The sequence below is a fragment of the Cytophaga sp. genome, assembly GCF_051961495.1.
Taxonomy (GTDB): Bacteria; Bacteroidota; Bacteroidia; order Cytophagales; family Cytophagaceae; genus Cytophaga.
Window position 1 is genome coordinate 1 of the sequence record NZ_JBQCDF010000114.1, and the last position, 13,000, is coordinate 13,000.

General features: G+C 40.6%; 12 protein-coding genes and 1 tRNA gene. 7 read left to right on the top strand and 6 right to left on the bottom strand.

The features are described from left to right. Positions 1-495 (bottom strand): hypothetical protein (locus ACTHJT_RS05620; RefSeq protein WP_440237021.1); only part of this gene is annotated, 495 nt, incomplete at its 3' end. Between the two features lie 519 nt (positions 496-1,014). Between ACTHJT_RS05620 and ACTHJT_RS05625 the strand changes: the two genes are divergently transcribed. From ACTHJT_RS05625 to ACTHJT_RS05640, 4 genes are all read left to right on the top strand, one after another. Further along, positions 1,015-1,494, top strand: coding sequence for an RNA polymerase sigma factor (locus ACTHJT_RS05625; RefSeq protein WP_440237022.1), 480 nt, complete (start codon positions 1,015-1,017; stop codon positions 1,492-1,494). An 8-nt stretch (positions 1,495-1,502) separates the two neighbouring features. After that, complete coding sequence (locus ACTHJT_RS05630; protein ID WP_440237023.1) at positions 1,503-2,228, top strand: hypothetical protein; 726 nt, start codon at positions 1,503-1,505, stop codon at positions 2,226-2,228. Between the two features lie 87 nt (positions 2,229-2,315). Next, on the top strand, positions 2,316-3,278 hold the full coding sequence (locus tag ACTHJT_RS05635) for a hypothetical protein (protein ID WP_440237024.1): 963 nt from the start codon (positions 2,316-2,318) through the stop codon (positions 3,276-3,278). A 44-nt stretch (positions 3,279-3,322) separates the two neighbouring features. Continuing rightward, positions 3,323-4,519: a hypothetical protein gene (locus ACTHJT_RS05640; protein ID WP_440237025.1), complete on the top strand. Its 1,197-nt coding sequence runs from the start codon at positions 3,323-3,325 to the stop codon at positions 4,517-4,519. Between the two features lie 7 nt (positions 4,520-4,526). On the opposite strand, the gene ACTHJT_RS05645 is transcribed toward ACTHJT_RS05640, so the two are convergent. Then, a complete protein-coding gene (locus ACTHJT_RS05645) occupies positions 4,527-5,264 on the bottom strand; it encodes a nitroreductase family protein (RefSeq protein WP_440237026.1) in 738 nt (245 codons plus the stop codon). Between the two features lie 162 nt (positions 5,265-5,426). Between ACTHJT_RS05645 and dinB the strand changes: the two genes are divergently transcribed. After that, positions 5,427-6,581: a DNA polymerase IV gene (gene dinB, locus ACTHJT_RS05650; RefSeq protein ID WP_440237027.1), complete on the top strand. Its 1,155-nt coding sequence runs from the start codon at positions 5,427-5,429 to the stop codon at positions 6,579-6,581. Continuing rightward, positions 6,578-7,933: an exonuclease domain-containing protein gene (locus ACTHJT_RS05655; protein WP_440237028.1), complete on the top strand. Its 1,356-nt coding sequence runs from the start codon at positions 6,578-6,580 to the stop codon at positions 7,931-7,933. Before dinB ends, ACTHJT_RS05655 begins: the two co-directional genes overlap by 4 nt. A 10-nt stretch (positions 7,934-7,943) precedes the next feature. On the opposite strand, the gene ACTHJT_RS05660 is transcribed toward ACTHJT_RS05655, so the two are convergent. The 4 genes from ACTHJT_RS05660 to gyrA all read right to left on the bottom strand — a co-directional run bounded on the left by ACTHJT_RS05660 (position 7,944) and on the right by gyrA (position 12,464). Next, complete coding sequence (locus ACTHJT_RS05660; RefSeq protein ID WP_440237029.1) at positions 7,944-8,297, bottom strand: DUF5655 domain-containing protein; 354 nt, start codon at positions 8,295-8,297, stop codon at positions 7,944-7,946. Between the two features lie 12 nt (positions 8,298-8,309). After that, entirely contained in the window at positions 8,310-8,756 is a 447-nt protein-coding gene (locus ACTHJT_RS05665) for a GldM family protein (protein WP_440237030.1), read from the bottom strand. A gap of 1 nt (position 8,757) precedes the next feature. Then, positions 8,758-9,813, bottom strand: a complete 1,056-nt coding sequence (locus ACTHJT_RS05670) for a tetratricopeptide repeat protein (RefSeq protein WP_440237031.1) — start codon at positions 9,811-9,813, stop codon at positions 8,758-8,760. Positions 9,814-9,884: 71 nt separating this feature from the next. Beyond that, a complete protein-coding gene (gyrA, locus tag ACTHJT_RS05675) occupies positions 9,885-12,464 on the bottom strand; it encodes a DNA gyrase subunit A (protein ID WP_440237032.1) in 2,580 nt (859 codons plus the stop codon). A gap of 191 nt (positions 12,465-12,655) precedes the next feature. On the opposite strand from gyrA, the gene ACTHJT_RS05680 reads away from it, so the two are divergent. Beyond that, positions 12,656-12,728: transfer RNA gene (locus ACTHJT_RS05680), tRNA-Thr, on the top strand. Positions 12,729-13,000: the final 272 nt, after the last annotated feature.

A 13,000-nucleotide genomic window follows, 5' to 3' on the forward strand; every position in this document is an offset into this window, starting at 1 on the left:
GGTATTAATTGGCCCTGTTGCACAAAGCACAAGATAAAGTCCCCGGGATCTGAGGTGGTTTGCGTATGGTACAAGAAAGTTTTGTATCCAGCCATTGAATTGCGCCTGATCAACCAGCCCTGAAGCTTGTGTCCAGCCGCCAATGGCATCAGTATTAACACGAACGAACGTACTGTACCATCCATGGGTGCTTCCGTACCTTGGGCCGGGATCGCTCATTAGCGTTGCAGCATCCTTTAAAAAATTTAACATGCCTGCAACATTGTTTGTATTTGTCCAGTCTGTTGGATTGCTGTACCATTTTCCGCCGCCGTTAAACCATGTTTCAGTCGGCTGCATCCAGCCTCCGCGAAGCACAACATTATTACCGTTGGGATCTTTGAGGAATCGGCCTTCTACATGTAACGCAGGAGTGGGCATGCCATTCCAGGAGTAAACCTGGATGGCATTGAATCCAAGCAGCAGAAAAAGTAGTAATAGTTTAAGTTTACTCATAGTGAATCTGGTTAAGGTTAAAATCTGAACTTTGGTTAAAAATATTCAGGCTACGCAATTCAAACGGAAAGGTCAGCATAACTTATGTTAAGTATTGCTAAATAAACTATAGCGGTTTATTGGTTGGAGGATTATTAAAACTTATTTAACATAATGTAAATTATATAACATTAATAATATGTAAATAATTGAATATAAATGCATTATTAAATCTTATGAACCCATAAAAATTGCAGATTGTCATCCGATTAAATTATATGAACAGACAAATCTCTCCGGCAATTGCTTACTAATTTTTCTCCGTGCATAATTATACTTCAACAAAATCTGTATTTTTACAGCCGCAAAAAAAGAAAATAATTTCTAACGGCTGTAACATTTTTTGCGCTGGATAGTCTCACCGGTAACCAATTTTTCCTGTTAAAAACTACCGCTTGTGGCCAGTCGTGCAGGTTCAAAATTTGTGTGGTCTCTGTAGTAAAATATTTACACAAATGCTGAATAGCTAACCGTTTTCTGATGTCTGTAAAACTCTATAACCAGTCTGTCCATGATTATAGCAACCGCGTTTGCCGGTTCGTGGACAAGCTATTACAGGACGGCACAGCGGCCAAAGATATTACCCAGGAAGCTTATTTACGGCTTTGGGAAAACCGGGATAAAATTGATTTTAATAAAGTCCGGGCCTGGTTGTTTACAACAGCCTACAGGCTAAGCATAGATTATTTGAAGCAAAAAAACCGGTTTTATTCTGAAGAATGGCTTCCTGAAACATTCATACATCAGGAAAATCCGGATCTTAAAAAAGTCTTACATGATGCTCTGGCCTTATTAACGGAACAGCAAAAATCCATCATTCTGCTAAAAGATTATGAAGGTTACAGCTATGAAGAAATTGGAGAAATTCTTCAGCTGAATGAATCACAGGTTAAGGTCTATCTGTTTCGCGCCCGGAAAAAAATCAAAGAATACATCGGAGACCTTAGATTGGTACTTTAACATACAACATGGTGAAAATTACGAAAGAAAATATTGAATACTTCATCTTTGAATACCATGAAGGTAATCTTTCTGATACTGACAAAGCTGAGGTATTGAATTTTATACACCAGCATCCTGAATATGAAAATGATTTTGCGCACTGGGCCCAGTCGTATTTTCATACAGAAGGTTCTGTACAAAACTATGGTATTACTAATCAGTTATTACAAAAGGATGCAGTAAGCTGGTATGCAAACAAATGGTTTATTGTAAGCGGTATTGTTTTTATTTTTGCAATGGGACTTTGCTCCTATTTACTTACCTCCGATCAAAAAACGACTTCAGCTGCTGTACCATCTGTCCATACAACTTCTATTAAAGAATCAGAAACAAAGGAAACTTCAATATCCGGAGCCGGATCAAATACCAACCGAACGATACAGGATATCAATCACGCTTCTATAAATACCAGTGAAGCAATTCAATCATCAACTCCTGCAGCAATAATAGAAAACACAACATCGTCTGGAGTTCGTATGGCTGATACACTGCAAACAAACAGAGATTGTATGCCAGTATCTGGCGTTCAGGATAAACCTAAGAGCATGTCAAAAACAGATACGATAAATGAGGCAACCAACGTAACACAAAACAATACTGAGATAAAAAACAAAAAAACACCTGCTAAAAATAAATCCGGCATAAGCTTAAAACCTGAAAATAAATTTATACCTACTAATCCGGATTTTTAATATCAGATGTAACAAAAAAAATTCTACCTGTAACATTTTTATTGACTGTGTAGTCTAACCGTTGAAAAAAACAACTAACCATTGACTATGAAAAATTTACTTTTTGTTTTAGGAATATTGTGCCTGCTAGTATCGTGCAAAAAAGAATCTGTTGAACCGGTTCCGGGCGAAACAATTGTTGATTCAGTAAATACACTTCCAACATTTGTTTATACAAGCAAATCAAATGATCAAAATCAAACCGTATATAGATTTTCTTATTATCCGGATGGTCTTTTAAAAAAAGTAATCCAATACGATTCTGTATATAATCCGGATCAAAAAGATTCTACATTATATTTATATAACTCAAACCACAAAGTCATTGAAACAACAGACTACTCAGCCGGAACCCTAAAATACAAAACGGAGATAATCTATAACTTGGATGGAAATATAGAAACTGTTTCGCTTCATAATAATGCTTATCCGCAACAATCAATAAAATATGAATACATCTATGCAGCTAAAAATGATGTCGCATATGTATTAAAATATGATGCTACTAATACGGTTACTGATAGCATTGCCATTGATGACGATGTTTTTATACACTATTTCAAACCAGCCCCGGATAACTTTTACTACTCCACTGCTGTGAATGGCTATGCTCCATATAATCCGGAACATTGTTTTAAAACTCCGGGTGGTGTTTATTATGACACAGGCGTAAGAAATCCTGGCAGTCCGGATGCCGATCAATGGGGTTATGTATATAATGACAATTCTCTAAGGCCTGTATGCATTGATAAAACAATTAATTTTCAATATGAAGTTGCAATGAAATTTATTGACATTGGTTCCTATACCGATTATCCGGAAAAAAATTATTATATAACTCCTGCCCCTCTTCAATATTGTGTTTCTTATAAAGACGCAAATACAGGTCATGCAAACGATTATAAATTTGACCAGGATAACCGACTGGTTGAAATCAACGGGCGCTTCAATTATTATACCCGGAGCGGTTCTCCCATACCGGGAGGTCTAACAACAATCATACGTTACTGACAATTTTGATTTATATTCAAACACAAATCCAGCTGAACAGATACATGACAACTGCATTTTATAAAAATGCAGCTGCCATGTATCTGTTTAATTATTCAATACCTTTACAAAGATTACTGCTGCTTGTATTCATGATTTTAACTTTACAGGATGTGACAGCACAAAATTTTGCACAGGTAAACCAATTGCCTTTGCAGCTCAATCCTTCCTTAGCCGGCGCAAAAGGCAAAAAGAGAATCAGTGCCGGATTAAACCAAACCGGAAACGAACAATATGGTCAACGCACCATGGCTGTTGGTTATGATGAAATGTCAAAAAAATTACACGTAGGTTTAGGTATTTATTACCTAAACAACAAAAATAATTCACTGCTGATTACTGATGCCAGCAAAAAAATTTTTCCTGAATATATTTCGAACAAAAAATTTTATACAGAAAATGCCCGGCAATACGCCGGTATCTGCATTGCACCAAAATATAATATTTACTATAAAAACATTCCAAAAAAAATAAAATATACATTCTCTCCTTCCCTGTTTACAGAAGCTGGCAAAGAACACTATTCTACTGTCGTGAATGTTTCTTTTAAAGAATATTTTATGAATACATTTTCAACTACGACTCCCGAAGGTGAAAAACAGTTAGATTCTATACATTCAAAATATACAAAATACGAATTCAGTAACACATTTTTCCGCACCGGTATAGGATTCCAATTCAACAGCGGAAAACTTGTTTTATTATCTAAAACGACTTTTTCAATCAATACTTACCAGGAAGGTATTCAGCAATGCGCATATAGCAGTGCAACAGCATACGAAACATGTACGTCAAACACTTCCTTAGACAGAACACTGTATACAATTGAATCGAATATACATGCAGGATATACCTTCAGCCTGAATAAAAAATCTGATTTTACATGTACACCAATCCTGGGCATTGGTATCAGGCATTACTTAAATATGCTGCCATCTTCCGCTTCAGGCGAAGCATACAGAAACAATGTAAGCAACGCAGATATCACACAACTGAACTATGTGCACGCATCCGGAAATTTCAGATACCAAAAACTACTTTTTGGTGCGTGCTATACCAAATACATCTCATGCATCTACAATGGATTAACAATCGGTTATCAATCTGACTTTATGAAAATCATGCTCACTGGCGGAGCAAATCTTCAGTTGCAGAAAAATGCTTACCACAACATTGAAATAACAACGGATCTGTTTTTCTGATCAGTTATTACTTTGTGTGATATACTTCCTCAAAAGGAATCCGATACTGCGGCCAGTAAATTCCTTCAGGTACACGAATACCACAACCGATCACCATACTGATTTCTGCTCCGTAAGGAAGTTTTAACAATCGCTTCAGCCGTAAGGAATCAAATCCTTCCATCGGACAAGTATCGTAGCCGATGGCCGCCATACTTATCATAAAATTCTCGCAAGCCAATGCCGTACTTTTATGAGCAACAATCCGCATGTCTGATTGTGTAACCTGTCTGTACATAGGCCTGAAAATACCTGCGACCTGAGCAATGATCCATTTTATGCATCCTAATATTCCAAAAAAATCCATATATAAAACTGGCATCACTTTAGTAAAGTAATTTATTCCTGCCTTTTCTCTTTTGGTATATTCGTTGAATTTTTTATTCCCAAACAAGTTCTTCCGGTTTTCTGCATTGGCATGTGCCCGCTTTTTCCAAAGATCTTTACGCACAACAAAAACAACCATTTCTCTGGCATTTTTTGACGCATTCTGATCCATACACAAAGCACTCACCCGTTGAAGCATGTCAGACGAAATAATATGATAAAACTCCCACAACTGCATGTTGCTGCTATTGGGTGCCAGGCTTGCCAACCGAATACATTCTTTTACTTTTTCAGTATTTAAAGGTTCTTCTTTAAAAATCCGTACAGATCGCCGGTAACGGATTGCTTCGCTGGCAGTTTTTTCTATGTTTGTATCCATAGCAATAAAGCTGTCTATAAATGATTATTCAATTTTCCGAATCTATTACATTCAAGTTACAACTTTCCATGGATTAGCCGTTACAACAAATTTGCTAATAGATTTAGTTTACGAATACCATATAATTGCGCTATATTTGCTAATAAATTTAGCCAAAGTTAAATGGATCGCTCGATCGTACATATGGATCTGGATTCCTTTTTTGTTTCGGTAGAGCTGCTGCGCCGGCCGGAACTGAGAGGTAAGCCTATCATTATCGGTGGTTCCAGCGAACGCGGCGTAGTTGCATCCTGCAGTTATGAAGCCCGCAAGTTTGGTGTGCGCTCGGCCATGTCGAGCCAGAAAGCAAAGAAACTTTGTCCGGATGCGATCTTCGTCCGAGGCGACATGAATGAATACATCAAATATTCCAAACTGATCCGTCAGATTATTCACGACAAAGCACCGCTTTACCAGCAGGCATCCATTGATGAATTTTACCTGGACATCAGCGGCATGGACCGCTTTTTCGGTATTGTAAAATGGACAACCGAATTACGTCAAACCATAATAAAAGAATCCGGACTGCCCATCTCCTGCGGTTTATCAGTCAACAAAATTGTTTCCAAAATCGCCACCGGCTTATCCAAACCCAACGGCTTCCTACATGTTCCTGCAGGTACGGAGAAAGAATTTCTGGCTCCCCTGCCAATCGAAAAAATTCCGATGGTGGGCAAAAAGACAACCGGAATCCTGCACAACGCCGGCATTTTCGACATTGGAACATTAAGCAACACGCCTGTGTTAACGATTGAAAAGCTGCTGGGCAAGCATGGCACAGGACTATGGATGCGGGCAAACGGTATTGATCATTCGCCCATTGAACCATATTCGGAACGCAAATCCATTTCAACCGAAACAACTTTCCGGGAAGACAGTAAGGACATGGAGATGATGCGGACTATGTTGTTAAAAATGGTTGAAGAGGTTTGCTTTACGCTGCGCCAGAAAAAATTCATGACGGGTTGCTTAACCGTAAAGATCAAGTACGCGAACTTTGAAAAAGAAACCAAACAGTGTACGTTTTCTTATACCTCTTCAGATGCAGTCTTAATGCAAAAGATTACCGCCTTGTTTGATTCGCTTTACAACAAACAAAAATACGTACGCCTGATTGGTGTGCGCCTGAGTAACCTGGTGCACGGCAACTACCAGGCTAGCCTTTTCGAAACACCTGAAAAAACACACAACCTTTATACCGCGCTTGATAAGATCCGTGTCAAATACGGACAGGATGCCGTTCAAAGAGCACTGGGAAAAAGCAATCGTCGCAAATGATTTACTCGATCGTTGATATTGAAACAACCGGCGGGCATGCATCGGGGAACCGCATCATCGAAATTGCGATCTATAATTTTGATGGTGAAAAGATCATAGATAGTTATCATACGCTCATCAATCCGGAGCGCAGGATTCCGGTATTCATTACTTCTTTAACAGGTATCGATAACGAAATGGTAGCCCAGGCTCCTGTTTTTGCTGACGTTGCCGAAGAGATCCTGGACTTTACCAAAGACAGCATTTTTGTTGCACACAATGTCAATTTTGATTTTACATTCATCAAAAAAGAATTCCAGGCTTTAGATATTCCATTCAATCGTTCCAAACTCTGTACCATACGATTGAGCAGAAAAATTTTCCCGGGGCTTCCCTCCTACAGCTTAGGAAATCTTTGTGCAAGTCTGAATATACATGTACAGGATAGGCACCGCGCTTCCGGAGATGCGGAAGCGACTGTCCGTTTGCTGCATAAATTGTTATTGAATGATACCGAAAAATTCATCAGTAAGTCCTTAAAGAAAAATTCAAAAGAAACCTTGCTACCGGCTCACCTGCCGCGCGAGCAATTCGACAAGCTGCCGGAAACATTTGGAGTCTACTATTTCCACGACCGGAAAGGTAAGGTAATTTATGTGGGGAAAGCGAACAATATTAAAAAACGGGTGATCAGCCATTTCTCCGGCAAACAGACCAACCGCAAAAGTCAGCAATTCATGCAGAACATTCATAGCGTAAACTTTGAGGTATGCGGCAGCGAGTTGTTATCATTATTACTGGAATCCCACGAGATTAAAAAATATTTCCCGATCCATAACAGTGCGCAGAAAATAAGCGGTAAGAATTATGGCATCTATCAGTATGAGGATCATGCGGGTTTCATCCGTTTGTCGATTGCACAGGTGAATAAATCCCAGCAACCGCTGATGTCCTTCCCCTCAATCGGCGATGCACGCAGCTTCCTGCTTGAAAAAGTACGGGAGCATCAATTGTGCCACCGCCGTTCGGGATTACAGACAGCAGACTGCAGCGAGATCCATGCCTGCACAGCCTGCAGCGGCACTACAAAAAGTGTTGCCTACAACGTAAAGATGAAACGCGCACTGGCTTCTTTTAAAGAAGAGAAATACAGCTACCTGATTAAACAGCCTGGCCGTTCCAAAGATGAATATGGAGTAATTGTTGTTGAAAATGGCCGCTACCTGGGCTTTGCATACATTCCAAATGATCTGACCGGAAACACCGTTGAAGAGTTCAAGACTTTTGTAAACAGACATCCGGATAATGCCGATATACAAAAAATCTTAGCCATGCACCGGAACAAAGAATCCGGTTATATTTCTTTGGGCTAAACTTTTTTTATCAGGAAACTTTTTCCTGCAAATAAGCAAGCTTCATGAAATACAGAACTTCTTCATTAATATCTTCACAATGCAGCATTCTGAAGTGATGATTAAATTGCTTTGCATCTCCGGGAACCGGAGCAATTTTCTGAAAGCAAAGATTGTCGCTGTAAGATTGTTTGAAAGGAAAAACAATATGAATAAAATTCCTGCCGAACTGAGTAACCCAGGCAATCCGTTTATGACCGTTATCAATCCCGATCATTGTCTTGGCAGGATGAACCGTAATCTTGCCGACCTTTTCAAACTGACTTATAAAATGATCAAACAAAAGTTTTGTTTGCGGTGTTTTACCTTCTAAAAAATCATTCATTTGCAATGAATGTTAGTTCAATGGAATATTGAATACAGGCACATCCAATTCCACTGGAGTTTTTATTCCGTTAACTTCCTTAACGACCTCAACTACATCTATACAAAAACGGTCTCCGGGCTGAGCATTTGTAAAAATTGTTTTCTCAATAACGACCTCCTGTTTATTGGCATAGGTAAAAAAGCTAACCGGTCTTTTACCACGCACAAGCATCACATCCAGCTTCTCAACTATATATGGAATATCTACAGAAACATGAATATTAACAGGAGAAGCTGCATTCATTCCCATTTTAAAATCTACCGGCCGGCCGGTTTCAGTTCTGAAACGAAGTTTGCATGTATTTACAGAAACTGTATCCGAAAGTTTTTTAGTTACATTTTTTTCAGTCCATGTTCCTGAAGACAATGCTAACACCGAACAAAATAAAATAACGGTTGCTGCCAGAATTCTCATCATACTAATCTAAATAACGGGTCTTTAAAAAATTCATATCGCGCATGACGTTCTGAATATTTTTCTTCTCCTCTTCATTGCGGCCCTTATACATGATCCGGTTGCAATAGGTGTGACAGGTTGCAAGTTTTTCTCTCAGTTCCACACGGTTCGGGTCGGGTGAACGGTTGGGAACATATGTAGTATCCTGCTTCATGCGTTCAGCATCATTCTTAATAATAACACGCTCCACATCTTTGGCCTGGTTGAATGTATTGATCATCAGGTTATAATTGGCAATATAGTTGGTAGAATCAATCAGCAGTGCCTTTTTATAACAAGCCATTGCATTCTTACGATCCGGCACCTGGTCATATGCCGCTCCACGGTTGATCAACAAAACAATTTCCTGTCGCTTCAGATTCTGATCTGCGGGAAATTGCTGTACCGCTTTAGCAGATAAGGATATGGCGCTATCCAATTGATTACGGTTTGCCAGTCCGACAATTCGGTTGTAATAAATAAACGGACTGGAATAATTCAATGCCAGAAGTTTGGCTGCATATTTTTCAACCAGCGTATCATTCTTCATTTCATTAGCTGCATACAGAGCATATAAAAATGCCGTCGTATCGGCTGGCTTTATTGCCTGCGCCCGTTCGTATTCGGTAATGGCTTTCGTAAAACTGGATTGATGGTAATAAGTTATACCGGAATTGACAGACAATGTCCAGATTTCATCCAGCCCTTCTTTGGATTTCTTCGTGAATTCGCCCGCTGGTTTCTCTAATGCGATGGCTTTGTTATAAGCTTCAAAAGCATGCGGCAAAGCATCAGCATCTAATGATTTAATATGCGGAGCGGTAGACTGGAAAATCTCTTTATAGATGACACCTTTGTAAAACCAGGCCTTGGGCATACCAATCGTTTTCTCATTCAAAACAGCCTTGTCTATTTCTTCCTTTGCCTTTGGTAAATTACCCTCATCGTGATACAAAATGGCATTGGTCAGGGTTGCAACCTGCGCTTGTGCCGTATAAAACGACACAAGCATTGTTGCTGAAATGAGAAAACGAAGCATCTATATGCAAAGTTTAAGTAAACACACTTAAAAGTGTTATTTACAGACAATTATTCAATTTAAAAAGCTAATTATTCGGCTGATTCTTCAGCCTCGCCGGCATCATCACTGCTGTCGTCGATCGGTTCATCTTCAACCGCAGGCAGTACATCGCCTTCATCCGGTTTCGCCAATTCACCAGCCTCATCGATCATCTCCGTGAACTCAAATTTCGCTACCGAGGCGATTGAATCACCTTCCTGGATCTTGATCAAACGAACCCCCTGGGTAGCCCTACCCATGACACGAAGATCAGACACAGCCATACGGATCGTAATACCCGACTTATTGATGATCATGATCTGGTATTGGTCATTCACACCAAGAATACTTACCAGATCGCCGGTTTTTTCAGAAATGTTCAGCGTCTTCACACCTTTACCACCTCTGTTTGTTACACGGTAATCTTCTATGTCCGAACGTTTTCCGTAGCCTTTTTCTGAAACCACCAGTAAAGTTGTATCCGGCGAATTGATTGCAACCAGACCAACAACCACATCTTTGTCGTGGGCCAGCGTCACCCCTTTCACACCACTGGCTGTTCTTCCCATCGGACGAACTTTGCTTTCGTTGAAACGGATCGCTCTGCCTGAACGCAATGCAATAACCAGCTCATCGCTGCCGGAAGTCATTTTCACATCCAGCAATCGGTCGCCTTCGTGTACGGTAATCGCATTGATACCGCCGGCACGAGGTCTTGAATATGCTTCAAGGGTTGTCTTCTTGATCACCCCTTGCTCGGTACACATGACAAGGTAATTGTTATTGATATAGTCATCGTCGGTCAACGTTTTCACATTGATGACAGTACGTACTTTATCACCCGGCTCGATCTGTATAACATTCTGAATAGCACGCCCTTTGGTAGTCTTACCTCCTTCAGGGATTTCATATACTTTCAGCCAGAATACCTTACCGAATTCCGTAAAGAACAATAAATAGTTGTGGGTCGAAGCTACGAACAAATGCTCGGTAAAATCAGACTCTTTTGTACCTGCGCCTTTTGAACCGACACCGCCACGGCCTTGTGTCCTGTATTCCGTTAAGGCAGTACGTTTGATATATCCTTCGTGCGAAATGGTAATTACCATTTGCTCTTCCTGGATCATGTCTTCAATATTGATATCATCAGAAGCATGAACAATGTCGGATCTACGCTTGTCGCCATAACGCTCCTTCATTTCGTTCAATTCTTCCTTAATGATGTTCATGCGCAGTTCCTTGCTGGCAAGAATATCTTTCAGGCGCGCGATCAGGGCCATGATCTCTTCGTATTCCTTGATGATCTTGTCGCGTTCCATGCCTGTCAGACGCTGCAGTCTTAAATCAAGTACCGCTTTCGCCTGGATCTCAGACATACCGAAGTTTTCCATCAAACCGATACGGGCAGCTTCCGGGTCACGGGACTCACGGATCAGTTTAATAACCTCATCCAGGTGATCCAGGGCAATCAGATAACCCTGTAAGATGTGCGCTCTTTTTTCAGCTTCGTTCAATTCGAATTGTGTACGGCGTGTAACCACCTCGTGACGGTGCTCTACGAAGTACATAATCATTTCCTTCAGGTTCAATGTCATCGGGCGCCCTTTTACCAGGCACACATTGTTTACACTGAATGAAGACTGTAGCTGAGAATATTTGAATAAGTTGTTTAATACAACGTTTGCGATGGCATCTCTTTTCAGATCGAAAACGATACGCATCCCTTCTCTATCCGATTCATCACGGATATCGCTGATGCCTTCGATTTTCTTCTCGTTTACCATGGCTGCGATCTTCTCGATCATGGCAGCCTTGTTTACCATGTATGGAATTTCAGAAACGATGATCTGTTCTTTTCCGGTAGAAGTGGTTTCAATGGTTGAACGGGAACGAAGTACGATACGGCCTCTTCCTGTTTCAAAAGCAGAACGTATGCCCTGGAATCCGTAAATGGTTGCACCGGTCGGGAAATCCGGACCTTTTACGTGCACCATCAGGTCGGCCACGGTAATATCGTTGTTATCAATATAGGCGATGATCCCGTCGATTACTTCCGAAAGGTTGTGCGGGGCCATATTGGTAGCCATACCCACAGCGATACCGGAAGAACCGTTTATTAATAAGTTTGGAACTTTTGAAGGCAAAACAGACGGTTCCTGTAAAGAGTCGTCAAAGTTGGGCTGGAAATCAACCGTATCTTTATTGATGTCGGCAAGCATTTCTTCAGCAATACGCTTCAGACGCGCTTCGGTGTAACGCATCGCAGCCGGAGAGTCACCATCCACAGAACCGAAGTTCCCCTGCCCGTCGACCATCGGGTAACGCAGCGACCATTCCTGGGCCATACGCACCATGGTATCATATACCGAGGAGTCACCGTGCGGGTGATACTTACCCAAAACCTCCCCTACAATTCTGGCAGATTTTTTATAAGCTTTGTTGTAATGAACGCCCAGGTCTTCCATTCCATACAATACTCTGCGGTGAACAGGTTTTAAACCATCGCGCACATCGGGTAATGCTCTTGAAACAATAACCGACATGGAGTAATCGATGTAAGCGCCTCTCATTTCATCCTCGATATTGATCGGGATGATGTTTGTGCCGCCTGAAATAGGTTGATCCGACATATAGTTTGTAAAGAAATTTAGTACTTAAAATAACGATACAAGATAGTGAAAATCTGCCTGTTTAACGAGTAAAAAACAGGCTGATTGAGGGTAAAGTTTTCAACAGGTTGATAAGTATTTTCTGAATTTTTCAGGGTATCTATTGCAATCAAAAAAAAGCTTCTTATATTTGCACTCCCTTAGAGGTAAAAGCCTCCTTAGCTCAGCTGGTAGAGCAACTGACTTGTAATCAGTAGGTCGTTGGTTCGATCCCGACAGGAGGCTCAAAAACAAAAAAGTCCCGATAGTTATCGGGACTTTTTTGTTTTTCAACTTGCCGTGGCCTCCGTTAGCGCAAGCATTCGCTTGTGCTCATTTACAACCGTGATCTGTGGCGCATAGACCACTGCCTGCTTAATCAAGTTCCCAACCATGATCTGTGGCACAGACCGTCACCTGTTCACTAATCAAGTTGGATTTTTTGTACCGTCTTTAATTTATGAAATCAATTCTTTCTTAACTCAATCTATCTTTGGTGTTCTGTGTGCCACAGACCA